General features: G+C 66.0%; 13 protein-coding genes. 8 read left to right on the top strand and 5 right to left on the bottom strand.

Annotation, left to right across the window (positions count from 1 at the left end):
• Positions 1-2,211: 2,211 nt before the first annotated feature.
• On the top strand, positions 2,212-4,119 hold the full coding sequence (locus tag R9J51_RS22470; RefSeq protein ID WP_218847465.1) for a sialate O-acetylesterase: 1,908 nt from the start codon (positions 2,212-2,214) through the stop codon (positions 4,117-4,119).
• Positions 4,120-4,203: 84 nt separating this feature from the next.
• Here the strand turns inward: R9J51_RS22470 and R9J51_RS22465 are convergent, their stop codons facing one another.
• Entirely contained in the window at positions 4,204-6,678 is a 2,475-nt protein-coding gene (locus R9J51_RS22465; RefSeq protein WP_179563111.1) for a glycoside hydrolase family 3 protein, read from the bottom strand.
• A gap of 132 nt (positions 6,679-6,810) precedes the next feature.
• Between R9J51_RS22465 and R9J51_RS22460 the strand changes: the two genes are divergently transcribed.
• The 7 genes from R9J51_RS22460 (at position 6,811) to R9J51_RS22430 (ending at position 20,340) form a co-directional block, all read left to right on the top strand.
• Positions 6,811-7,878, top strand: a complete 1,068-nt coding sequence (locus R9J51_RS22460) for a LacI family DNA-binding transcriptional regulator (protein ID WP_168557191.1) — start codon at positions 6,811-6,813, stop codon at positions 7,876-7,878.
• A 100-nt stretch (positions 7,879-7,978) separates the two neighbouring features.
• The gene (locus R9J51_RS22455) at positions 7,979-9,616 is read left to right on the top strand and encodes a family 43 glycosylhydrolase (protein WP_179562917.1); all 1,638 of its coding nucleotides are present in this window, start codon (positions 7,979-7,981) and stop codon (positions 9,614-9,616) included.
• Between the two features lie 554 nt (positions 9,617-10,170).
• Entirely contained in the window at positions 10,171-13,095 is a 2,925-nt protein-coding gene (locus R9J51_RS22450) for a TonB-dependent receptor (RefSeq protein ID WP_179562919.1), read from the top strand.
• A 98-nt stretch (positions 13,096-13,193) separates the two neighbouring features.
• The gene (locus R9J51_RS22445) at positions 13,194-14,687 is read left to right on the top strand and encodes a tryptophan halogenase family protein (protein ID WP_179562921.1); all 1,494 of its coding nucleotides are present in this window, start codon (positions 13,194-13,196) and stop codon (positions 14,685-14,687) included.
• 1 nt (position 14,688) lies between these two features.
• A complete protein-coding gene (locus R9J51_RS22440) occupies positions 14,689-16,227 on the top strand; it encodes a tryptophan halogenase family protein (protein WP_179562923.1) in 1,539 nt (512 codons plus the stop codon).
• A 148-nt stretch (positions 16,228-16,375) separates the two neighbouring features.
• The gene (locus tag R9J51_RS22435; RefSeq protein ID WP_179562925.1) at positions 16,376-18,700 is read left to right on the top strand and encodes a glycoside hydrolase family 31 protein; all 2,325 of its coding nucleotides are present in this window, start codon (positions 16,376-16,378) and stop codon (positions 18,698-18,700) included.
• A 14-nt stretch (positions 18,701-18,714) separates the two neighbouring features.
• Positions 18,715-20,340: an alpha-L-fucosidase gene (locus R9J51_RS22430; protein ID WP_432788047.1), complete on the top strand. Its 1,626-nt coding sequence runs from the start codon at positions 18,715-18,717 to the stop codon at positions 20,338-20,340.
• Here the strand turns inward: R9J51_RS22430 and R9J51_RS22425 are convergent.
• The 4 genes from R9J51_RS22425 to R9J51_RS22410 form a co-directional block, all read right to left on the bottom strand.
• Positions 20,337-20,738, bottom strand: a complete 402-nt coding sequence (locus R9J51_RS22425) for a VOC family protein (RefSeq protein WP_179562929.1) — start codon at positions 20,736-20,738, stop codon at positions 20,337-20,339. The genes R9J51_RS22430 and R9J51_RS22425 overlap by 4 nt on opposite strands.
• Before the next feature lie 69 nt (positions 20,739-20,807).
• Positions 20,808-22,286, bottom strand: a complete 1,479-nt coding sequence (locus R9J51_RS22420) for a PepSY-associated TM helix domain-containing protein (RefSeq protein ID WP_179562930.1) — start codon at positions 22,284-22,286, stop codon at positions 20,808-20,810.
• Positions 22,283-22,846 (bottom strand): hypothetical protein, encoded by a 564-nt coding sequence (locus R9J51_RS22415; RefSeq protein WP_432788046.1) that lies wholly within the window; start codon positions 22,844-22,846, stop codon positions 22,283-22,285. Before R9J51_RS22415 ends, R9J51_RS22420 begins: the two co-directional genes overlap by 4 nt.
• Complete coding sequence (locus R9J51_RS22410) at positions 22,843-25,122, bottom strand: TonB-dependent receptor (RefSeq protein WP_179562932.1); 2,280 nt, start codon at positions 25,120-25,122, stop codon at positions 22,843-22,845. Before R9J51_RS22410 ends, R9J51_RS22415 begins: the two co-directional genes overlap by 4 nt.
• Between the last annotated feature and the right edge of the window lie 61 nt (positions 25,123-25,183).

Below are 25,183 nucleotides of genomic sequence, written 5' to 3'. Positions count from 1 at the left end.
CTTGACCGTGGGCGCGCCAAAGCTGACCAGCCAGGCCTCGGTCACCTTGCGGTTCTGGGTGACCTTGGTCTTGCTGTCGGGCGAATGGAACAGGCCCATCGGCAGTGCCAGCCACAGATCGCGCACGCGGCCTGGCACCACCGCCAGGCGGCCCTGCTGCCAGGATTCAAGCTTGGGCAGCCCTTCGATCAGCGGCTTGAACGTGGCGCCGCCATCGCCGCTGGCCAGCACGGCGGATGCCGCACGATCATAGACATAATAGATGCCGTCGGCGGCCTTGTCCGCCACGGGCAGGTAGGAATCATCGGCGCGCGCAGTGATCCCGGACGAAGGCTTCCAGGTGCGGCCCATGTCGGTCGAGAAATAGAGGCCATCCTTTTGCGGCGCCCAGACGAGCGACGTAGCCTTGGCCGAAATGGCCGCCACGCCCAGCCCGCGCCATGGCTCGCCAGGTGCCGGCGGTTGCCAGGCAGAAGCGCCGAACGGGGTCCAGCTGGCGCCGCCGTCGGCCGAGACATAGCCGTGGGTGGGCGCGCGATCGACCAGGCGGACCAGGTTGCCGGGCTTGAGGCCGGCATAATCGATGCTGAAGTTGGTTTCGCTGGCGGGCGTGAACAGGCCCTTGCGCGGCGGCGTGCGCGCCAGGTCTTCCCAGGCACCGCCGCCGACATCGCCGAACGCGGCGAGGATTGCCGCCCCGCCGGTGGGCGAGACCATCTGCAGCGTGGCGGCCTCTTCCAGGTTGGCCACGGTGAAATCGAATTGCACCGGCTCCTGGCCCTTGGCGCTGGCAAGGTTGCGGCTCATCCACAGGCCATAGCCGGTGCCATAGACCAGTTCGTCGGGCTTGAACGGATTGAACTTGAGATCGGCCATCCAATGGCCCATCCGATCCTCGCCCTTCATGTAGTCGACCAGCCAGGGATAGCCCTTGGGATCGTGGCGTGCGTGCGTGGACAAGGCGTTCCAATGCGCGCCGCCGTCACGCGAAAGGTAGATATCGTCGCCCGGTGCCCAGCGATCGATGGTCGATACCGCCAGGGTGCCATCGCTCGACAGGTCGATGCCGGAAAAGCCGCCGGGCAGGCCCGGAGCGGGCGGGGTGGGGGTGATATCGTGCCACGCGCCGTCCTTGCCGTCGCGCTTCCACACCGCGCCGGTCTTGACGTTGGCGGGGTTGAGCGTGCTGGCCTGGTCGCCGCCGGCGAACGTCACGTAGAGGCTGCCGTCGGGGCCGAAGACCAGGTGCTGGGGCACCAGCGCGGGCAAACCGCGCACGGGGGCAAAGCTGGCGCCGCCGTCGCGGCTCACCACCAGCGCGCCGGTGCCGTCGGTCGATCCGGCCCAGACCTGGTTGGCCACGGCGGGATCGACCGCGACCAGGCTGAACCCGGCGACACTGGCGCCGGTGCGGGCAAAGCTGCGGCCGCGATCGGTGCTTTTCCACAAGCCGTCGCGGTTCGACCCGAAATAGAGCACGTCGCCTTGGCGCGGATCGACGGCCAGCCGCTCGCCCGAGCCGCGGCCATCGCTGTTGCCGCCCACGCCGATCGGCAGTTCGGTTTTCTGCCAGGTGCGGCCGCGATCGTCGGAACGCAGGATGGCGCCCTTGCGGCTCCATTGTGAAAGATAGAGCCCCGTTGCGGCATAGATCCGATCGGGCGCCTGGGGATCGACGGCAAAGCTGAGCACGCCCATCAGATCGCCATCGTCATGGCCCAGGTGATCGAGCAGGGGCAGCCACCGCTTTCTTTCGAAATCAAAGCGATACATGCCGCCGATATCGGTGCGGGCATAGAGGATGCCGGGCTGGCGGGGATGATAGAGGAACCCGTCGATGAACCCGCCCGCGCCGAACGGCACGGTCTGCCAGTGATAGGGCCCACTCGCCAGCGGAACGGGCGCTGCGGTGGCGGCGGCGGGTGCCGGTCCCTGGGCATGAGCCGGCATGGACAGGGCAAGGCTTGCGGCGGTAGCGCCCAAGGCGGCCATGGTCCTTCGCGCGGGGCACGTTGCGGGCATGTCTCTCTCCTTCCCTGGCCGGCTGCGGGGCACGGCGGGTTATGGTTTTTGCGCTGGATTTCGCTTCCTTGCGGCAGGGCATAAATTGCGCTCGAATTGCCGTCAAGATAGCGCTAACAATACACCATCAAAAACGCGGCGCACACCCCGTCGGGCGCGTGCCGAGCATCGAGAGGAGCCTTGCCGGGCATGTTCCACCCTGGTTTTTCATTGCGCTTGGCGCCCTTCGGCGTGTCTTGCGGCGCGCTGGCCCTGGCGCTCGCCGCCGCGCCCACGCTGGCGCAGGCCGCGCCCTTTGCCCTGGCACCGATTCTTACCGACAACGCCGTGTTCCAGCGCGGCGTGCCGACACCATTGCGCGGCACGGGCGAGCCGGGCAGCGTTGTGCATGTGCGGCTGGATGATGGCGTGGCCCAGGATGCCACCGTGGCCGCCGATGGCACCTGGCAGGTGGCGCTGCCCGCGCATGACGCCGGCACCGGCCATGTCCTGCATTTTGCCGCGTCCACCGGGCAGCAGGCCCACCTGGCCAATGTGGCGTTTGGTGACGTCTTTCTGTGTTCGGGGCAATCGAACATGGAATTCACCCTGCGCCATGCCACCAATGCCGATACGGTGATCGGTAACAGCGCCAATGCCGACTTGCGCCTGTTCAACGTGCCCAAGCAAAGCAGCCTGGCGCCCCAGGCGCAATTCGGCGCGCCGGTGGCGTGGGCAAAGGCAGGGCCGACGAGCGTGCCCGATTTTTCGGCCGTGTGCTATTTCATGGGGGCCGATCTCCAGGCGACGCGCAAAGTGCCGGTAGGCCTGATCGCGGCCTCGTGGGGCGGATCGATCATCGAGGATTGGCTGCCGCAAGCCGCTGCCCAGCGCTTGGGCACGTATACCGACGAACTGGCCTTGCTGGCACTGCGTCGGCGCGATCCTGCGGCCGCCCAGGCGGCGTGGAGCGAGCGCCTTGGCGGCTATTTTGCGCGCACGGTGCGCCAGGGAGCGGGCCGCCCCGCCGATGTTTCGCGGGTGTGGGAGGAATGGGGCGATCCCGCGTTCGCCCAGTTCGATGGCACGGCCACCTACACCGCCACGGTGCAACTGACCAGGCAGCAGGCGGGCGCCGTGCAGGCGCTGCGCCTGGGCGTGGCCGACGATATTGACCAGACCCTGGTGAACGGGCGCGTGGTCGGGGCAGACGTGGGTTGGAACAACCAGCGCCGCTATGCCCTGGCGCCCGGCGTGTTGCGCACCGGGGCCAATACGATCACGGTCAACGTACTCGACAGCGGCGGCGGCGGCGGGCTGCATGGCGCGGCGCCCCCGGCGCTGGAACTGGCCGGCCGCCCGGCGCTGCCGCTCAAGGATTGGACTGTGGTACAGGGGGCACCGCTGGGCGGTTCCGGCCGCGTGCCGATGCCGCCATGGATCGCCGCGAGCGGCCTTACCACGCTGTACAACGGCATGATCGCGCCACTGGGCGATTATCCGTTGGCGGGCATCGCCTGGTACCAGGGGGAATCGAACGCCGGCGATGCGCAGGGCTATCGCGCTTTGCTGCGCGGCTTGATTGCCGCCTGGCGCAGCCAGTTTTCTACCCGCCGTTTCGGTATCGTGCAGATCGCCGGCTATGGCCCGCTCGCCACTGGTCCGGTTGCGGCGTTCTGGCCGCAGATCCGCGAGGCGCAGCGCGAGGTGGCTGCCACCGATGCCGAAGCAGGGCTGGCCGTGGCAATCGACGTGGGCGATCCCGACGATATCCACCCCACGCGCAAGAAGCCGGTGGGCCATCGCCTGGCCCTGGCGCTTGCCGGCAAGGACGTGGCGGCGCTGCCCCAGGCCGGGCGTGACGGCGCCACGCTGCGGCTGCGTTTCAACCGGCCCTTGCGCGTCATCGGCGATAGTGTGCCGATCGGCTTTGAACTGTGCGATGCGGCGGCCCATTGCCGCTATGCGGCGGCGCGGCTGGATGGGGCGGAAACGGTCGTCTTGGCGACGCAGGCAGGCGATGCCAGCCTGCGCTATCTCTGGGCAGACAGCCCGGTGGCGAACCTGTTCGACGCCGATGCCAGCCCGGTTGCACCGTTCACGATGCCTTTGCCGTGACAGCGAACGCGACCGGCCGGGTGGATGGCCCGGCCGGCCGCGCCTGCGCCCCTCGAGGGAAGGGGCGGGTATGCGTTCATGCGTCTAGTCCTTGGGGCAGACCGCGCCGGTGGGATCGCCCGACAGGCGCGCTTCGGCCAGGGCGATGGCAAAGGGGCCAGTGCTGGCAAGGCCCAGCACTTCGTCCACCTTGCTCATGTCGAGCCCGCGCGCGGCAAAGCATGAGAGCGGCACGCGCAGGGTGTGCCATTGGCCATCGGCGGGGGCGAGCACGCCGTTGAGCGGCACGCCGGCCGCTGAACCATGGGCCGCCAGTTCCAGAGTGACCGGCGCTTGCGGCGCCTGCTCCACCCGATATGTGAGTTGCAGCACCATTTGCGCGTTCAATTCGCGCATCCAGTTCAGCGGTGCGCCACGCACGCGCAGTGCGCCCTCTTGGCCCGCCTTCCAGGCCAGGCGCAACGCGCCTTCCTGCGTGGTCGCGCTATCGACCTTGCGGGCGTCGAGGCCGGGCGCCAGGTCCAGCTTGAACGGTGCGGGCGCCATCGCGCGGCTCAGGAACAGCGTGGTATTGGCCGCCCCGGCATCAAGCCCCGGTGCTTCGTCGAGCGCGCCGACCTTGCCGCCGTGGGCATAGCCCAGGCCATAGCCCAGCGGAAACAGCGGATCATAGCCCGGCTTGCCCTGGTTGAGGGTGAACTGGCCTGCCGTCCTGGGCCAGGAAAACGACAGCCGCCCCTGGAAATCGCTGCGCGGCGCCCCTTGCGCGGTGCCGACCAGCACATCGGCAATGCCGCCGCCGTCGCTGCCCGGCAGCCAGGCGGCGACAAAGGCATCGGATTGGTTGAGCTCAGGGTTCACCCACAGCGGGCGGCCCGAGAGGAAGACCGAGACGGTGGGCACGCCCGCCGCGCGCAACCGCTTGAGCAGGGCCAGCGCCTGCTTGTCGCCGGCCTGGAATTCCAGGGTTTTCACGTCGCCCACACCCTCGGCATAGGGGGTTTCGCCAAAGACGACGATCGCCACGTCGGGCTTTTGCGTGAATGTGCCATCGCGGCTGAGCGTGGCGCTGCCGCCACCGGCCTTCACCGCCTGGGCAATCCCGGCATAGATCGATTGGGCATTGGGAAAATCAGCGTTGGTGTTGCCTTCGCCCTGCCAGCTTAGTGTCCAGCCGCCCGATTGCAGGCCGATATCGTCGGCGGCAGGGCCCGCCACCAGCACGCGCGCGTTGGCGCGCACCGGCAGCACGCCGTCGTTCTTGAGCAGCACGAGCGACTTGCGCACCGCCTCGCGTGCCAGGGCGCGATGGGCCGGCGATCCCAGCACGCCATCCTGCCCCGCGAGCGGCCGGGCCGGATCGAACAGGCCAAGGCGAAATTTCACGCGCAGTATGCGGCGCACGGCGTCATCCACCCGCGCCATCGGAATCTGTCCGCTGCGCACCTCGCGCAGGGTGTTGTCGAAGAGGCCTTTCCAGCCGTCAGGCGCCATCGCCATGTCGAGCCCGGCGTTGAAACTGGCGGGGCAATCCACGTTGCTGCAGCCGGGCACCTGGGCATGGCCATTCCAATCGCCCACGATGAACCCGGTAAAGCCCATGCGCCCCTTGAGCACATCGGTCAGCAGGCTGCGATTGCCATGCATCTTCTGGCCGTTCCAGCTGTTGAACGACGCCATGACTGTCATTGCGCCAGCGCGGATGGCGTTGGGGTAGCCAGCGTTGTGAATGGCGATCAGTTCGCTTTCGGGCACTTGCGTGTTGCCCTGGTCCACCCCGTCGGTGGTGCCGCCATCGCCCAGGAAATGCTTGACGCTGGCCGCCACGTGCCCGGTCTGGATGCGGTTGTCGGCGCCCGGCTTGCCCTGCAGGCCTTCCACCATGGCGCCGGCATAGGCGCGCACGATTTCGGGCCGTTCGGAATAGCCTTCGAACGTGCGGCCCCAGCGATCGTTCTGTGGCACGGCCAGCGTCGGGCCAAACGCCCAGTCGATATCGGCTGCGGCGGTTTCGCGCGCTGTCGCCTCGCCGATGCGGCGGACCAGATCGGGGTCTTGCGCTGCACCGAGCGCGATGTTGTGCGGGAAAAGCGTGGCGCCCACCACGTTGTTGTTGCCGTGGACCGCATCGATGCCGAACATCAGCGGGATGGGCTGGTGGCCCGGCCGCCGCTCCATCGCCACGGCGCGAAAGGCGCGGGCGGTGGCCACCCATGGCCCGGCGGGGGAGCGATCGGGCGCATCGAGCGGCGGCGTGCTGCCGCCGGCCAGGATGCTGCCCAGGGGGTATCGGCGCAGGTCATCGGGCCGGATGGTGGAAAGATCGGCCTGGATCATCTGGCCGATCTTTTCCTCCAGGCTCATCGCGCGCAGCAGCGCGGTGATTTTCCGCTCCGTCGCGGGATCGAGCGCCAGGCCGCTTTTGACCGCAGGCCATAGCGCGGGATGGGCCTGCGCGGCAGCAGGGGTTGCCGTGTCTTGTGCAGCCGCCACGGGAGGGCTGGCAGCCAGTGCGCCCGCAAGCAGGCAGGCGGTGAAACTGATGGTCTTGCGGTGCATCCTGATCCCGATCTCGATGGCGGCGGCGCTTGCTTCGTCCGACACGGAATGCAATAGTTAGCGTTACCAAGCAGACGCGCGCAAGCGTTGTTTTGCTTGCATGGCGCCGGAGCCGCGCGTAGGAGCCGGAAGATGGCAGAGCAGGACAATGGGCGCGCAAAGCGGGGCCAGCGCAGGGGCGCGCGCGGGCCCACCGTTGCCGACGTGGCGCGTCTCGCCCAGGTTTCGCCGATGACCGTGTCGCGGGTCGTCAACAGCGATCCCAAGGTTCACGAAACCACCCGGGCCAAAGTGGAAAAGGCGATTGCCGAGCTGGGCTATGTGCCCAACCTGGCCGCGCGCAGCCTGGCCGGCGGGCGGCAATGCCGCATCGGCCTGCTCCATTCCAACCCGAGCGCCGCCTATCTCAGCGAATTCCTGGTGGGATCGACCGAACAGGCCAACGCCATGGGCGCACAGCTTCTGGTCGAACATTTCGAGGAAGAGGCGAGCCGCGATGCGCTGGCTGCCAAGCTGTTGCTGCATCGGGTGGATGCCGTGCTGCTGCCGCCACCGCTTTCCGATGACGTGCTGCTGCTGGAATGCATCAACCGGGCGGGCATGGTCATGGCGCAAGTGGCCACGGGTGCGCCCTCGCCGCTGGCCCACGCCGTGACCATCGATGATGAAGCCGCCGCCTTTGCCCTGACGGCGCGCCTCATTGCCCTGGGGCACAAGCGCATCGGTTTTATCGGTGGCGCGCCCAACCAGACGGCCAGCGCCCTGCGCCGCAACGGCTATCGCCGTGCCTTGGAAAGCGCGGGCATCGACGCCGACCGACGCCTGGAAACCACCGGCGATTTCACGTTCCGCTCCGGCATGGATTGCGCGCTGGCATTGCTGGCTTTGGACGAGCGGCCCTCGGCGATCTTTGCCAGCAACGATGACATGGCCGCCGCCACGATCGCGGCGGCGCATCGCATGGGATTGGACGTGCCGCGCCAGCTTTCGGTCTGCGGGTTCGACGATACCGCCTCGGCCACCAATGTCTGGCCTGAACTCACCACCGCGCGCCAGCCCGTCGCCGACATGGCGCGCGAGGCGGTGCGCCTGCTGGTGGACAGCGTGTTCGATGCCAAGGCGCGTACGCCGCGCCACGTGCGCGTGGATTTCTCGCTGGTCTTGCGCCAGTCCGATACCGGCGTTGCCGTTTCGGCCTGACATCGGCCGGCTTGACCGGGCATATCGCTGTTGATAGCGCTACCAAGGTAAAAGCGCCCGGCTGGCTGGCAGACCGGCGCGCGCCATGGGAGCCGTGCCGATGACCGATCCGACCCGCCGCGATGCGTTCAAGGCCCTCGCCGTTGCCGGATTGGTTCCGGCCGGGTTGCCCGTCGCCGCCTCGGCATGGGCCGCAGCACCCGGCGCGGTCGCCGCGTGCCACCCTGCCGCTGCCGCACCGGCGTGGGCGCGTGGGCAGGAAGGGCAGCGCCGTGCCGACTTGGGCAACGGCACCTATCGCAATCCCATCCTTGGCGGCGATCATCCTGATCCCACCGTGCTCAAGGATGGCGATACCTATTACATGACGTTTTCGTCGTTCTATTCCTATCCGGGCCTCATCATCTGGAAATCGACCGACCTGGTGAATTGGGCGCCGGTCGGCCCAGCCCTGCACAAGCCGCTCGGGACCGTGTGGGCGGTGGACCTGTGCAAGCATGCCGGGCGCTATTTCATCTACATACCCGCCGCGCCTGATGGCGATCGCTGGTCGATCTATGCGATCCATGCCGAGCGGATCGAAGGGCCATGGAGCGACCCGGTGGATCTGAACATCCCCGGCTGCATCGATCCGGGGCACGTGGTGGGCGAAGACGGTGAGCGCTATCTCTTCGTCAACGGCATTCGCAAGATCCGCCTGGCGCCCGATGGCCTTTCCACCGCCGGGCCGCTGGAGCCGGCCTATGCGCCGTGGGTCTATCCGCAGGACTGGATCGTGGAAGGCTTTTCGCCCGAAGGGCCCAAGCTGCTGCGCCGCAACGGTTGGTTCTATATCACCACGGCCGTGGGCGGCACGGCCGGGCCACCCACCGGGCACATGGTCATCGTGGCGCGTTCGCGCTCGGTGCACGGCCCGTGGGAGCATTGCCCGCACAATCCGATTGTGCGCACGGTCGATGCAGGCGAGCCGTGGTGGTCGCGCGGGCATGCCACCATGGTGGAAGGGCCGGGCGGCGATTGGTGGATGATCTATCACGGCTATGAAAATGGCTATCGTACGCTGGGCCGGCAAACCTTGCTGGAACCGATCGTGTGGACCGCCGAAGGCTGGCCCAAGGCAACGGGGGGCGATCTTTCGCGCCCCTTGCCCAAGCCGCGTGGTGGGCGCGCCGGTCCATCCGGCATGGCCCTGTCGGATGATTTCGCCCACGATCGTTTTGGCCTGCAATGGGCGTTTCACGAACCTTCCCCGCACGAGATGGACCGCGTGGCGCGCCCCGGTGCCGGCTTGGTGCTGGCCGGCAGCGGCAAGACGCCGGCGGACAGCAGCCCGCTGACCATGGTCGTGCCGGATCGTGCCTTTGCCGTGGAGGTGACGATCGAACGGCACGATGGCGGCGAAGGCGGGCTGCTGCTGTTCTACAACCACCAGGCCTTCGTGGGGCTGGGCTTTACCGCCGATGTCGCCAAGCTGTGGCAATATGCGCAGGAGATGGCCTGGGCTCGTGCACCTTTGCCCGCCGGGCCGCTGCGCGTCAGGCTGACCAGCCAGGACCAGATCGTGACGTTCTGGCTGTCACACGACGGGGGACATACCTGGGCGCTGCACGGTTTGCGCATGGATGTTTCGGGCATGCATCACAACACCTTCGGCGGCTTTCTCAGCCTCAAGGTCGGGCTTTACAGCGCCGGTACGGGCCAGGTGCGCTTCAGCGACTTCGCCTATCGCGCGTTGTAACGCGCAGCAGGCAGCGCGGAAAACCAAATTGGAATAAAAATACAGTTTTGTCCGTTGCTCTTGTGCAACACTTCAAGGCCCCCTCGAAGGGCTCTTTTGCGGGCGTTTTGCGCACTATCGCAATGCACCATGGTGGGGTGCGAAACGCCCTTATCTCATTGATATTATAATTCCAAAGTATTGAAAATAAAGAAATGATGCGAAGCAGAAAAATCGCTCGTTTCCGATGCCTTCGCACCCACCCTCGCCGCCAGGGGCCGAATGTGTCGATTTGTTGATAATCGGATTTGCGAATCATGCGGTGTAATGGTAGCGTTAACGCTGATGATGTGCACGGAAACGCGGCGCAATCAGGAGAGGAAATCGGGGGTTCAGTTCCAGTTCTTGGCAGCGGTCGTGTCGGGCTTGGGGTCCACGCGGCCTGTAAATGTCTAAAAATTCGTCGAAATTTCAAATATAGCCTGCAATTGGGAGGGGTTATGCACCAAGTTGTTGTGCGCAGCACGCGCCGAAACACACGTAAGATCGGGTTCCTTGTCACCTCCAGCCTGGTGATGGCCGCGTCGCTTGCGGCAGGGTCCGCGCACGCGCAGGAAGCCGCGCAAGCTGCTGCAGACAAGGCCGAAGCGGCCGAAGAACCCAGCGTCCCCTCGATCATTGTTACCGGTATTCGCGGCTCGCTGAGCAATGCGCTCAACACCAAGCGCAATTCGCAGGTGATCGTCGATTCCATTTCCGCTCAGGACATCGGCGCCCTGCCCGATCGTACCGTGTCGGAAGCCCTTCAGCGCGTGCCTGGCATCACCATCCAGCGTACCGGTGACGTCAACACGCTCGAAGGCAGCGACCCCGGCCGTGTCCCGGCCGAAGGCGGCGGCGTGTTCATTCGTGGCCTCTCGTGGACGCGCAGCGAAATCAATGGGCACGACGTATTCTCGGCCAACAGCGGCCGTGGTCTGAGCTTTGAAGACGTCTCGCCCGACCTCATGGGTGCGGTGGACGTCTACAAGACGCCGTCGGCCGATATGGTCGAAGGCGGGATCGCCGGTATCGTCGACCTGCGCACGCGCAAGCCGCTCGATTCCAAGAACTTCATCGCCGTTTCGGGCGATTGGAACTATGCCGACAAGCGCAAGGAAGGCTTCTTCTCCGGCAACGCCGTGATCAGCCACCGCTGGGACACGCCCGGCGGCACGGAAATCGGCCTGCAGCTGTCGGCGTCCACCGGCAAGACCGGCAACCGCACCGACGCGATCCAGACCGGTTCCATCAGCACCACGACGCTGACGTCGGCGCAATCGGGCCTGCCCGCCGGCACCACCGTGGCGCTGCCCAGTGGCTTGGGCTATCGCTCGGTAGAATGGACGCAGGTGCGCCACTCCTATGACGCCGTGCTGCAGATCAAGCCTTCGTCCAGCCTGCTTTTCACGTTCGAAGGCATGGTCGCCAAGGTGACGCCGCGCGACACCGAAAACGCTGTGGGGATCAACGACCAGAACGGTGGCTTCGCCCTCGATCCCAGCTTCACCTTTACCGGGCCGCAACATACCCTGGCCACCGGCACGTTGACCAACGCACAGCTCACCTATGACACCCGCGTCGGCCAGCAGGACAAGGTGACGCGCGAATTCTATGGCAGCATGTTCTGGACGCCGACCGATCACCTGACGGTGAGCGTGGACGTCGATCACGTCAATTCGCACGCCAGCGTCTACAGCCTGACGGCGTTTGACGGGTTCGGTCTCAACGGCAATCGCCCCTCAGTGTCATTCGACCTGACCGGCAAGACGCCCAGCCTCAATTTCATCGAAAACGGGTTGAGCCTGAACGATCCGGCCAACTATTTCTGGCTGGCTGCCATGCAGCACAACGAGAACAACCGCGCGTCCTCGTGGGCAGAGCGGGCCGACGTGACCTATACGCTTGACGAGGGCAACTTCTTCAAGGCGTTCAAGGTCGGTTTCCGCAACACGTCCAAGGACCTGGTCACGCAGTCGACCAACTATAACTGGGGCCTGCTCAGCACCGCCTATTGGGGTGGCGGCACGCCGGTCTATCTCGACCAGGATCCTGGGAACGTCGGCCTGACCGGCCAGACCACGCGGCTCAATTTCAACAACTTCATGGGCGGCAATGTCAGCGTGCCGGGCGGCTGGTTCGCCAAGAGCGGCTTGCTCGACAAGGGCGCGGCCAATGCCTACAAGTATCTGGTGACGACGCAGAGCGGCAATGGCGGCTGGTCGCCGCTGACCGACGCTGCGTTCGACGGCAGCGCCGGCTCGAACAACGCCTATGGCACCAACACCCAGACCGAAAAGACCCTGGCCGGCTATGCCATGGCGCGCTTTGGTGACGAAGGTGGCTTGCTCGGCCGGTTTGATGGCAACATCGGCGTCCGCGTGATCCGCACCCGCACCACCGCGGTGGGCGCGATCTTCCTGCCCACGCTCAATTCGTCCTCGTCCAACTCGCAAACGGCGGCCGCGTGCGTCGCGGCCAACGGCGCGGCAGCGTGCCAGGCGCTGGTCAATGCCGCCACGTTCGTGGGCGATGGCAGCAAGACGCCGGTCGATGCCCGCAACAGCTATACCGACGTGCTGCCCACCTTCAATTCGCGGTTCTATCTCAACGACAAGACCATCCTGCGCTTTGTGGTGGGCAAGGCGATCTATCGCCCGAGCTTTACCGATCTCCAGGCCAACCAGACGTACAACTTCAGCTTCCAGTCCGACGGTTATACGCCTGCCGTCACGGCGCCGCGCACGCTCACGGGTGGCAATCCCTACCTCAAGCCGATCCGCGCGTGGAACTTCGACGCCAGCTTCGAATACTACTTCGGCAAGGCCAACGCGGTGACGCTGGCAGCGTTCTTCAAGGACGTTACCAACTATATCAGCCCGCAGGCCAGCACCGTTACGTTGACGCGCAATGGCGTGACCCAGGATTTCCAGGTCAACATTCCGGTCAATGGCGGGCATGGCACGATCAAGGGCGTGGAAGCGGGTTACACCATGTTCTTCGACAGCCTGCCGGGCGCACTGTCGGGCCTGGGCTTCAACGGCAACTATACCTTCATCCAGAGCACCGGCGGTCGCAACCCGGCGAACCCGCAGCTTGCCCCGGGCAGCCTGCTGCCGGGCGACCTGCCGATGCAGGGCCTGTCCAAGCATTCGTTCAACGCGGCGCTGCTCTATGAAAAGTATGGGGTTTCGGCACGCCTTGCCTACAACTGGCGTTCGGAATACCTGGCCAATGCCAACGGCGCCAACGTCAACCAGCCGGTGTGGAACGAAGCCTATGGCCAGCTCGACGCCTCGTTCATCGTGGACGTCAACAGCAACGTGAAGGTGGGCCTGCAGGCGCAGAACCTGCTCAAGGCCAAGACCTATATCGACGTTGGTCCGGCCAGCCTGCACCCGCGCTATGCCTGGGAAGAAACCGATCGCCACATCGCTTTCCTGATCCGTTCTAAGTTCTGATCAGCTAGCATCTTGCCCACGGGCTTGGGCTCTGGTTATCTCCCCGCGCTGCCCCAGGCAGGCGCGGGGATGACCGGCCGAGGCAGGGGGAGGCACCAATGAACGAAGCAGCCATCCGATCGATCACCATCCTGGGCGGTGGAACGGCCGGTTGGATGGCGGCGGCCATGCTGGCCAAAAAGCTCGATCCGCGCACCGTGCACATCACTTTGGTCGAATCCGAAGAGATCGGCACGGTGGGTGTGGGCGAGGCCACCGTGCCGCTGTTCTGCCATTTCAACGCAACGCTGGGCGTGGACGAGCACGCGTTCATGCAGGCGACCCAGGCCAGCTACAAGCTGGGCATCGAATTTTGCGACTGGGGCGTGGCGGGCAACACCCATTTCCATGGCTTTGGCGATTATGGCGAGCCGATCGACGGTATTGCCCCGCACCAGCACTGGCTGCGCCTGCATCGGGCCGGCGACACCGCCCCGATTGACGATTATTCCGCGCCTTATGCCTTGGCACGACGCGGCAAGTTCATGCCGACCGATCCGCGCCAGCCGCGTTATCTCCACGCCTATCATTTCGATGCCGTGCTCTATGCGCGCTATTTGCGCGGTCTTGCCGAAAGCCGCGGCGTGGTTCGCGTCGAAGGCCGCGTGGTGGATGTGCCGCTCGATGCCGAAACCGGCCACATCCGGGCACTGGTGCTGGCCGACGGGCAGGTGGTGGATGGCGAACTGTTCATCGATTGCACCGGTTTTGCGGCCGAATTGATCGGCCGGCGGCTGGGAACGCCCTATGTCGATTGGTCGCACTGGTTGCCGTGCGACAGCGCGATCGCCGTGCCCTGCGCGAGAGCCGAAGCCCCCGCGCCGTTTACCCGATCCACCGCGCTGGCGGCGGGTTGGCAATGGCGCATTCCCTTGCAGCATCGCGAAGGCAACGGCGTGGTCTATGCCAGCGCCCACATGCGCGATGACGAGGCCGAGGCCACGCTGCTGGCCAACCTGGCCGGGGCGCCGCTGGCAACCCCGCGCCGTTTCCGCTTCACCGCCGGGCGGCGCGAAGCGTTCTGGCGGCACAATTGCGTGGCCCTGGGTTTTGCCAGCGGGTTTCTCGAACCGCTCGAATCAACCGGCATCCAGTTGATCCAGAATGGCATCGGCCGCCTGCTGGAGTTTTTCCCCGATCGTCATTTCGATCCGGCGGTATGCACCGAATACAACCGTGTGTGCGGCGCGGAATGGGACCGCATCCGCGATTTCATCATCGCGCATTACTGCGTTTCGCAGCGGCCCGAGCCGATGTGGCAAGCCGCGCGCGCAATGGATCTGCCCGATACGCTGCGTCACAAGCTGGACACTTGGCGCGCCACCGGCCGCGTGCCGCTGCTGGACGGGGAATCCTATTCTGAATCCAGTTGGGCCGCGATCCTGCTGGGCAATGGCTTTCTACCCCGGCGGCACGATCCCCTGATCGACGCGTTGCCGGTCGAGGCCCTGCGCGCCAGCATGGCGCGCCGGCGCGAGGACATGGCCCGGTTGGGCAGGGCCGCGCCCGATCACCAGGTCTATCTCGACCGCAATTGCAAGGCAGCAGCTTGACATGGTGGATAGCGACACCGCACCCCGGCATATCCGTTCGATCGTCATTGCCGGGGGAGGCACTGCGGGTTGGATGGCGGCCGTGGCGCTGTCGCGCACGATTGCGCCGCATCGCTGTGCGATAACCCTGATCGAATCCGAAACGATCGGCACGATCGGCGTGGGCGAAGCGACCATTCCACCGATCCTGTCGTTCAACCAGATCATCGGGCTGGGCGAGGCCGAGTTCGTTCAGGCCACAAAAGCGACGTTCAAGTTGGGCATCGAGTTTGCCGGCTGGCGCAACCGTGGCCACCGCTATTTTCATCCGTTCGGGCGTTACGGCAACGATTTTGCCGGCACGAATTTTCATCAGCACTGGCTGCGTGCCCAGTCATTGGGCGACACGACGCCGTTCGGGGACTTTTCCTTGAACGAAAAGGCCGCCTATTCGGGCAAGATGGGCAAGCTCGACAGCGATCCACGGTCGGTGTTCTCGACGTTTTCCTACGCCTATCATTTCGACGCTGCACTCTATGCCCAGCATCTGCGCAGCATGGCCGAACAACGCGGGGTGGTGCGCCGCGAGGGGCTGATCGAGGACGTCGTGCTCAACGGCGAAAGCGGCCATATCGAAGGCTTGCGCCTGGACGATGGCGGGTTGGTGGAAGGCGATCTGTTCATCGATTGCACGGGCTTGCGCAGCCTGTTGCTGGGTGAGGCGCTGGGCGTGCCATTCGTGGATTGGACGCATTACTTGCCCTGCAATCGCGCGCTGGCGGTGCCGACCGACAGCATCGACCTGGACCGACCCTATACGCGATCCACCGCGCATGAAGCGGGCTGGCAATGGCGCATTCCGCTGCAGCATCGCATGGGCAATGGCATGGTCTATAGCGCGGCATTCTGGAGCGACGATCAGGCCCATGATGCGCTGATGGCCAACCTGGAGGGCAAGCCGCTGGCCGATCCGCGCCCGATCCGCTTCACCACCGGGCGGCGCGCGCAAAGCTGGGCGAAGAACTGCGTGGCCATCGGCCTTTCGGCCGGATTCCTCGAACCGCTGGAATCGACCAGCATCCATCTCATCCAGATCGCGGTTGCAAAACTGTTGAACTGGTTTCCCGACCTGGATTTCGATCCGATGACGATGGGCGAGTTCAACCGCCAGATCATCAACGAATATGATCGTATTCGCGATTTCCTGGTGCTGCACTATCACGCCAATGCCCGGCACGACGATGCTTTCTGGCGGCACTGCGCCACGCAGCCGATTCCCGATACCCTGGCCGAGAAGATCGCCATGTTCCGCCGAACCGGGCGGCTGCTTTCCCGCGAGAGCGACTTGTTCCAGGACGCCAGTTGGCTTGCGGTGATGCTGGGCCAGGGGATCATGCCGCACGGCCACGACCCGCTGACCGAAAGCCTGCGCCCGACCGACCTGGACAAGCTGTTGCGCGGGATGCGGCAGCTGATCGCCAAGGCAGCCGATGCCATGCCGACGCAGCGCACTCATCTGGCGCAGATGGGCCAGGCGCCGCGCCAGATGGCGCTGGGCTGAAACGCCGGGGCTTCGCACGACAATCCGCAGAAGCTGTTGCAAAGCCTCGCGAGGTGTTTTAATGATAGCGCTATCACAACAAGTGCCGCGCGAGCGACGCGGCCAGCAACAACACAAAGACGCAACGACACGGGAAGGGACCGTTTGCATGAAGGCCAAGGCACGTACTTTCACGCTCGCGCTGCTGCTGCAGGCTGGCTGCGCGATTCCCGCGCTGGCCGCTCCCCTGGCCGTGCTCGATCGCAACGGCGCGGCCGTGAGCATCGAACCTTATGCGCCCAATATCGTGCGCGTCACCATCGCCACCGATCCCGACCTCGTCCGCGCGGACCCGGGTGAAGGCCCCAATGCCAAGCCCGATGCGGCGGGGTGGACGCGCGCCAGCGAGAACGGTGCCGACGTGTTCCGCTCCGGCGACCTGGAAGTGCGTGTGGATGCGCAGCCCTGGCCCAAGGCGCCCACGATGATGGAGCGCTATTTCGCACCCTCGCTGCCCAATGTCACGATCGGCTTCGGCCGTCCCGGCGGCGCTACGCTGACCCGCATGAACGGCTGGGAAATGAGCCCGCACGACGTGGCGGGTGAGCATACGTTCCGCGTCGGCGCCAGTTTCTCGACCACTGCGGACGAGCATTTCTGGGGCCTGGGCCAGAACCAGCAGGGCTTTGCCGACTTGCGCGGCCGCACCATCGATTGCCGCCACAATTACGACGCGCCCGAGGGCGAAAGCGTCTGCGTGCCGTTCATGGTGACGAGCAAGGGCTATGGCATCGTCTGGGACAATCCCTCGGCCACGACGGTTTCGGCCGGGGTCAATGGCAAGACCCGCTGGCAATCCAACGTGGGCGAACGGGTCAGCTTTTTCCTGATCACGGGCAAGACCACCGACGAGATCTATGCCGGCTATGCCCGCCTGACCGGGGCCACGCCACTGCCGCCCAAGGCCGCGCTGGGCCTGATCCAATCCAAGGCGCGCTATGAGACGCAGGCCGAACTGCTCGATATCGCCAAGGGCTATCGTGCGCGCAACCTGCCGCTCGATGTCATGGTGCTCGACTGGTTCTATTGGACCGCGCTGGGCAACCTCGATATCGATCGCGCTGCCTTTCCCGATCCCAAGGGCATGAACGCCCAGCTCAATGCCATGGGCATGCGCTCGCTGATCAGCGTGTGGCCGCGGTTCGAAAAGGTTTCCAAGAACTTCGATATGCTCGCCGCCAAGGGCTGGCTGCTGCACGACAAGGACGGCAAGCCGGTCGATGGTCTGCCGATCCGCGCCGATCGCGCCGGTGCGCTGATCGACCCCACCGTGCCGGCCGCGCGCAAGTGGTTCTGGAGCCAGGTGCGCGACAATATCCTGAGCCAGGGCTTCGACTGGACCTGGCTGGACGAGACCGAGCCGGATCTGGTGCCCGACGGCTATTTCTATTCGATCGGCTCGGGTGACCGCTATCACAACCTGTTCCCGCTGCTGCACACACAGAGCGTGGCCGAAGGGTCTGCGCAGGACCGCCCCGACAAGCGCAACCTGATCCTGTGCCGCGCGGCGTACCTGGGGGCGCAGCGCAATGGCTGCCTGTTCTGGTCGAGCGACGTGGACGCGACCTGGGAAGCCTTGCAGCGCCAGATTCCCACCGGCATCAACGCTGCGGCTTCGGGCCTGACGTATTGGAGCAGCGACACTGGTGGCTGGCAGTGGCCGGGCGGCGCGGGCGAAGCCACGACCGCGCCGTTGGTCGATCCGGCCGGGGCCACGGCCATGGCGCCCGATTACAAGGACTATCCCGAACTGTTCGTGCGCTGGTTCCAGTACAACGCCTTTACCCCCACGTTGCGCATCCATGGCCAGCGGCCGGGCACCGCGCTGTGGCAATATGGCCCTGCGGCCGAGGCGATCCTGGCCGACACGCTGCGCCTGCGCTATGCCTTGCTGCCTTACACCTATGCCGCCGCGCGCCATGCCTATGACACGGGTGCGCCGATCATGCGCGGGCTGTTCATGGATTTTCCGGGCGATGCCCAGGCCCTGGCCGTGAAGGACCAGTACATGTTCGGCCCCGCGTTCCTGGTGGCGCCGGTCACGAAGCAGGGCCAGACGCACCGGCCGGTCTATCTGCCCAGCGGCACGGACTGGTATGACTGGTGGACCGGTCGCAAGTTCAGCGGTGGCCAGACGATCGAGGCGGATGCGCCGATCGCGCATATTCCGCTGTTCGTGCGCGCGGGCAGCGTGGTGCCGCTGGGCACGCCGATCCTGTCCACCGCCGAAAAGCAAGGCATCGCCAAATTGCGCGTGTTCGCCGGGGCGGATGGCGAAGCCATGCTTTATGATGACAATGGTATCACAAACGACTATAAATCATCTTCATCTGGCAAGACCATTTTGCACTGGAACGACAAAGCCGGCAATCTGGAATGGCCGCAAGGTGTGGGCAGGGGTGCTCGCCCCCCGATCGAGGTGATACACGGATGACGCAACGAACCCTGATGGCGAGCCGGCGAACCATGCTCAGCGGCAGCGCCGCCGCGCTCGCTCTCGGGGGTATTTCCAAAGCGCAAGGCAGAAAAGCCGGCACGCTCAAGGCCGACTGGAACACGCTGGCCGATGGCTACCGCGTGCCGGCGTGGTTTGGCGACGCGCGCTTTGGCATCTGGGCGCATTGGGGGCCGCAATGCCAGCCCGAACGCGGCGACTGGTATGGCCGGTCGATGTATATTCCGGGCACGCCGGCCTATAAGCATCACGTCAAGACTTATGGCCATCCGGCCGACCATGGCTTTATCGACGTGATCGGCCAATGGCGTGGCGAGCATTGGGACCCTGATTTCCTGGTGCGCCGCTACAAGGCGGCAGGTGCGCGCTATTTCATGGCGATGGCCTGCCACCACGACAATCTCGACCTGTTTGCCAGCGATCACCACGCGTGGAACAGCACGCGCGTGGGCCCCAAGCGCGATTTGATCGCCGGCTGGGAAAAGGCCGCGCGCAGCCAGGGCCTGAAATTCGGTGTATCCAACCATGCCAGCCATGCCTGGCACTGGTGGCAGACGGCCTATGGCTATGACGCGGAAGGGCCGCGCGCCGGGCAGCGCTATGACGCGTGGAAGCTGCGCAGCAAGGATGGTCAGGGCACCTGGTGGCAGGGGCTTGATCCGCAGGCGCTCTATACCGGCCCCAACATGGCCCCGCCCGATGGCATCACCACCGAGGCCGCAATGGGCAAGTGGCACGATGCCAACGACGGGCAGTGGCTGGAAAACATTCCCCCCACCAATCCCGCCTTTGCCGCGCGCTGGCTGGCGCGGCAAAAGAACCTGGTGGAGCGCTATCGCCCCGACATGGTTTATTTCGACGATTACAGCCTGCCGTTCGGGCAGTACGGGCTCGATGCGTTGGCGCATTACTACAACCAGGCCACGGCCTGGCACGGCGCGCCCGACGTGGTGCTGACCGCCAAGCGCCTGAGCGATGACCAGCAACGCGCGGTGGTGGAAGACGTGGAGCGCGGCTTTGCTGCCGACATCCGCCCGCGCCCCTGGCAGACCTGCACCTGCATCGGCGATTGGCATTACAACCGCGACCGGTTCGAGCAGAAATCTTATGTGCCAGCCCACCAGGTGATCCAGCGCCTGCTCGACGTGGTATCGAAGAACGGCAACCTCCTGCTGTCGATCCCCCTGCGCGGCGACGGCACGTATGATGGCGAGGAAGACAAGATCCTGGACGGCATCACGGCGTGGATGGCCGTGCATGGCGACGCGATGATCCATGGCAGCCGCCCGTGGCGCCGCTATGGCGAAGGGCCGACCAAGCTGGACACCGGCCTGATGGCCGAAGACAAGGCCGGCGCGTTCACCGCACAGGACATTCGTTTCACCACCAAGGGCGGCGCGCTGTTTGCCGCGATGCTGGTGTGGCCCGATGCGCCCGTGCGCATTGCATCGCTGCCGCGCGCGCAGGGGCAGGTCGTCTCGGCCCGCCTGCTGGGCGGCGGGGCAGTGCCGTTTCGCCAGGATGACGATGGATTGACTGTGACGTTGCCGCCGCGTCCGACTGGCGGGATCGTGCCAGTGGTGCAACTTGACGGGCCGGGGCTGGTGCGCGGCGCTTAAGGATAGGACGCGATCTCGATCAGGTTGCCATCGGGGTCGCGCACATAGACCGAACGGATCGGGCCGCGCGCGCCCGCCCTGGTCACCGGGCCAAGTTCCACCGCGACGCCGTGCCGGGCCAGATCGGCGATCACGGCTTCCGGGTTTTGCTGGGTGAGAAAGCACAAGTCGTCGCTGCCCGGACAGGGCGAAAGGCCGGTAAACCAGTCTTCCTGCGTGGCCGTGATCGGGCGCAGGTTGATCTTGTTGTGGCCGAAATGCATTGCCGTGCGGGTGGCGCCGCCGGGCGCGGCACGATCTTCGCGCGCCATGCCCAGCACCTGGCCATACCAGCGGGCAGCGGCGTCCACGTCGCGAACGTTGAGCACGATGTGGTCAAAGGCATCGACAAGCGGCATGGGCGTGGCTCCGGCAGCGAAAGAATGGCCCTGTCCCAACGTGGCGCGGCGCGCAAGGTTGCCACGATCTTAGGCTGTGCTGCGCCGTGCCACCGGCCAGGTCAAGGCGAGCAAGGCTGCGCCGCCAAGGCATAGCACCCCGTCGATCGGCCCGAGGCCGACCGTGGCCGCATGGACAAGGCCGAGTGCGACCAGCCCGGCCCCCAGCGCGCGGCGCAGGCCCACAGCCAGTCTGGCGCCGTCGATGCGGACCAGCGCCGCGCCCGCCACGATGGCGATGGTCAGAACGAGCCAGGTGATGGGCAAAGGTGCGCGGGGTGCCACCATGGCGATCATGGCCGTGATCATCAGCACCAGCGGCTGGCCCCAGCACACGGCGGCCCAGATGCGTTCCCACTGCGGCGCCGCGCGGCCGCGATCGCGCCGCCGCGCCAGCCAGATGGTCACCCCGCTGGACGTGACGACGCACAGCGCCAGCCCCAGCAGGCCATAGGCCACACGCACCGCCGCGCCGCCGAACCAGCCGAAGTGCACCTGGCCGATGCCGCCCAGCACTTTGGTGCCGAGCGCGAGATCGGCGGGATGTTCTTCGGCCAGCACCGTGCCATGCGCGTCGAACTGCACTTCGTCTTGCGGCACCAGCAGGCGTGGCCGGGCGCTGTTGATCGTGATGCGCATGTCGGCGCGGCCGTGGCGCGCGATCGACACGGTCTGGGGCGCGGCCTCAGGTGTCCTGGCGCGCGCGATCACCAGCAGGGCGGCGATATCGGGCATCGGCACGGCCCGCGCGTCTGCCGGCGGGGGCGGATCGATGAACAGGCCATAGACCTTTTGCGTGTCGCCCCGATAGAGCAACAGCGCCAGCGCGGCGACGATCAGCGTGCTCAGCCCCAGCAGCGCACCGGTGAGCGCGAGGGTAAAATGAAACGGCAGCGCCCATACGCCCAGGCGGTTGTGCAAGTCTGCTTCCTGCAACCGGCGCGATCCGCCCAGCCGCAGGTGAAACGCATCGCGCACCACGCGCGGGTGGGCAAGAATGCCCGACACCAGCGAAGACAGCAGCGCCACGCCGGTAAGCCCGACGATGAACCCGCCCCAACTGCGCGGCAGATGGAGATTGACGTGGAGGTGGAGGAGAAATTCGGTCCACGGCGCATCCATCGGCACGAGCGCGCCATCGGGCGCCACGGCCCAGGTCTGCTCTGCGCGCTTGTTGCCATAGGCCATCAGCGTGGCGCCGGCCCTGGCCGGGCCCGGCAGGCTGAGCGAGAGCGTGGCATCGGGCGCGGCCTGGCGTTCGGCCAGCAACACGGCGCGCCCGGCGGCGCGATCCGACAGGCTCGGCACCACGGGGGCCTGGGGCACTTCCCAATGCTGCAGATCGGGCGAAAACACCACCAGCGTTCCGGTGAGACAGACCAGGTAGATCACGGCGGCAAAGGCCAGCCCCAGCACCGAATGGCTGCTCAGCACGGCGCGCACCGTTTCGGGTGAGAGCGGCCAGCGCCATTGCTTGCTGCGTGTGTTGCGCGGCGTCTGCTCGGTCATGCTGCCCCTCCCAATGCGGCGATGCCCAGGCCGAGCAGGCTGGTGCCGACCAGCACGGCCAGGGCCCGCAACAGGCGGCGGTCAGCCAGGGTCCAGGTCATCGCCAGGCCCCACAGTACCGGCATCAGCAATCCGCTCAGCACGATGCGGGTGCGCGGATCGCCCGGCAGGTAGACCGCCACGCACAACGCCACGGCGAGCGCGGCGACCATGCCCAACGGCCCGGCGAGCAGGGCGCGCAGCACGCCGCGCCACACGCGGCCTGGCTGTTCCAGCGGTTCGGGTGCGGCTTCCCCGGCGCGCGGGCGCGCGGCCGTGCGCTGCACCCGGCCCTGGCAGACAACACCCAGCGCGCCGATCGCCTGCATGGCGAGGGCAAGGGCCATGCCCTTGACCGGGCCAAAGGCCAGGATCGCCAGCGCCAGGGCAATGGCCGGCAGGCCCCATCCAGCAGCCACCAGCGCCAGGGCCATGCCATCGCGCCGTTGCCACGATCGCCGCAACAGCGCCGCCCCCGCCGCGCCCGTGGCCAATAGCGCCAGGCTTGCCAGCGCGATCACCAGTGCAGCCCCGCGCCGACGCCGAACGTCTGTGGATCGCCCAGGATCGCCAGGCCCGCCGCGGTATAGTTGTACTGCCGGTATTTGGCGTTCAGCAGATTTCGCGCAAAGACGAACAGATTCCAATGATCGGCCTGATAGCCGATCTGGCCGTTGACCACGGTGCGCCCGCCGACGCGCGAACTGGCCTGGCTCTGGCCCACCCCGGTGAACACCGCGCTGCGATAGTTGGCGTTGAGATTGCCGCTGATCGGGCCGCGGCGGGCATTCACCCCCGCCGCCAGCGTCCAGCGCGGGGCATAGGGAAATTCGGTGCCATCGAGTTTGAGCGAACTCGTCGCCCCGGTGGGCAGGGTGAAATCATCGAAACGGGTGCGCGTATGCCCGACCGACGCATAGAGATCGACCGCTGGCGAAAGCCGGCCGCTGGCCTCGATTTCAAAGCCATAGAGGTGCGAACTGGCCGCGTTGACGGTGTTGTAATCGTAGTTGTTGTCGCTGAAATAGGCGATGACCTGCTGGTTCTTCCACGTCATGTAGAACGCATTGGCGTTGATCAGCAGCTTGCCACCGAACCACTTGGACCGCAGCGATCCCTCGTAATTCCAGCTGAATTCGGGATTGTAGGGCACCAGGGTGGCGCGTGCCGGGTTCTGGCTCGACCCACCCGAACGATAGGCACGCTGCACGGTAAAGGCGGTGGTCAGGCGCGGCGTCCAGTCCATGCTGATCCCCGCCTTGGGCAGGAAGGCGTGGAACGTGCGCGTGTTGGAGGCCATCGCCGAACTGGCATCGTCCACCAGGCCCAGTACGCCGCTGTTCACCGCCGCAACCAGCGGGGCATAGCGCGTGCCGAGGAAATTGACGTCAGGCAGCGTGCCGGTGAACGTGGCCAGGGTTTGCGCGGCATAGCGGTTGCGTTCGCGGTCGAGGCGGAAACCACCGATCAGCGTCAACCGGTCAGCGACCTTGAAGCGCGCGTCGCCGAACACGGCCATCGTTTCCACCCGTTCCGGCTGGTACGAGGTGTAGGCGACCGGAATGACGGGCAGAGCCTGGGCATAAGCGGCGGCGATGGTCCCGGCGGCCGTGGCGCCGACATAGGGCGTCAGCAGGCTGGTGATCGTGCCGGTGGGCGTGGTCACATTGATCTGGCTGTTGGCATCGAGCGCGCCGGTGCGGCGATAGTACCAGGCCCCGAGCAGGCCGCTCAGGCGATCGTCTTCGTAATTGAGGCGAAGTTCCTGGGTCAGCGTCTTGTAGCGATAATGGTTGTCGATCGCCGACAGGTTGACGGGCGTACCGTCGGAATCGGCGAGCGAGCGCACATCCGACCGGTTCCACGAGGTGGCGCTGGACAGCTTGAGATGATCGGTCAGCCGATAGCCGAGCTGCACCACGGCAATGTCGCTGGCCACCCATCCCCGGTTGGGCTGATCAGAGGTGGACGTGCGGTTGTCATAGTAATCGGCCACGTCGGTGCGGGCATATTGATAGAGATAGCCACCTTCGCGGCGAACGCGGTTGTAGCTGGCTGTTGCCTCGAAGCCGGGCAGGGCGGCGGGCGTCCACTTTAGCTTGCCGCGCAGGTTGAGCGATTGCATGGCATCATCATAGCCGCCGCGCGTGATGTTGCGGATCACGCCGCGGTTGGCGCGGCGCTCCGCCGAGAGGCGCAGGCCAAGTTCGTCGGTGATGATCGGGCCACCCACGGCCGCCGAAAAGGTGCGGTCGTTGCGGTCGGTCCACAAGACGCGCGCGTCACCGGTCCAGCTTTCGAGCGATGGGTCCTTGGTGGTTATGACAATGCCGCCCGCCATCGCATTGAGGCCTTGGATCGTCGATTGCGGCCCGCGCAGCACTTCCACCTGCTGTACATCCCACAGATCGGTGGGGCCGCCATAGAGCGCCTGGCGCGAAACCGGTGCGCCATCGACATAGACCGTTGCTGTATCGGATTGCCCGCCCCCGCCAACGCCCGAATTGGTGATGCCGCGAATGGTAAAGCCGGCCGCGCCATAGGTGTCGGAAAGATTCGCGGTGCGCGCATAGACATCCTGGATCGACAGCAACGTTTCGCGCGCGATCTTGTCCGCAGCGGTCACGGCGATGCTGGTCGGCGTGTGCTGCAAGGTGCGCGCCGCCTTTTCCCCCGTGACGACGATTTCGCCGGGCGCGAACGCCGGCGGCGCCTCCGGCTCTTCGGCACGCGCAGCGGTGGGGATGGCAAGCGCGGCGAGTGCGCCACCGGCGAGCAAGGCGTGAATACGGATCAAAGAAGCCTCCCTGTTGCGGTTCGGCTCCTGACGCGAATAGTAATGAGAGTCAATCGCAATA

Origin of the sequence: Novosphingobium rhizosphaerae, from assembly GCF_050920675.1 — a bacterium.
In the GTDB taxonomy this organism is placed as follows: Bacteria; Pseudomonadota; Alphaproteobacteria; order Sphingomonadales; family Sphingomonadaceae; genus Novosphingobium; species Novosphingobium rhizosphaerae.
This window is presented reverse-complemented; position numbering and strand designations above follow the sequence as displayed.

Excerpts from the sequence above, each read along its gene's own strand:
- R9J51_RS22470 (WP_218847465.1), top strand. The coding sequence starts at position 2,212 with ATGTTCCACCCTGGTTTTTCATTGCGCTTGGCGCCCTTCGGCGTGTCT.
- R9J51_RS22465 (WP_179563111.1), bottom strand. The coding sequence starts at position 6,678 with ATGCACCGCAAGACCATCAGTTTCACCGCCTGCCTGCTTGCGGGCGCA.
- R9J51_RS22460 (WP_168557191.1), top strand. The coding sequence starts at position 6,811 with ATGGCAGAGCAGGACAATGGGCGCGCAAAGCGGGGCCAGCGCAGGGGC.
- R9J51_RS22455 (WP_179562917.1), top strand. The coding sequence starts at position 7,979 with ATGACCGATCCGACCCGCCGCGATGCGTTCAAGGCCCTCGCCGTTGCC.
- R9J51_RS22450 (WP_179562919.1), top strand. The coding sequence starts at position 10,171 with ATGGCCGCGTCGCTTGCGGCAGGGTCCGCGCACGCGCAGGAAGCCGCG.
- R9J51_RS22445 (WP_179562921.1), top strand. The coding sequence starts at position 13,194 with ATGAACGAAGCAGCCATCCGATCGATCACCATCCTGGGCGGTGGAACG.
- R9J51_RS22440 (WP_179562923.1), top strand. The coding sequence starts at position 14,689 with ATGGTGGATAGCGACACCGCACCCCGGCATATCCGTTCGATCGTCATT.
- R9J51_RS22435 (WP_179562925.1), top strand. The coding sequence starts at position 16,376 with ATGAAGGCCAAGGCACGTACTTTCACGCTCGCGCTGCTGCTGCAGGCT.
- R9J51_RS22430 (WP_432788047.1), top strand. The coding sequence starts at position 18,715 with ATGGCGAGCCGGCGAACCATGCTCAGCGGCAGCGCCGCCGCGCTCGCT.
- R9J51_RS22425 (WP_179562929.1), bottom strand. The coding sequence starts at position 20,738 with ATGCCGCTTGTCGATGCCTTTGACCACATCGTGCTCAACGTTCGCGAC.
- R9J51_RS22420 (WP_179562930.1), bottom strand. The coding sequence starts at position 22,286 with ATGACCGAGCAGACGCCGCGCAACACACGCAGCAAGCAATGGCGCTGG.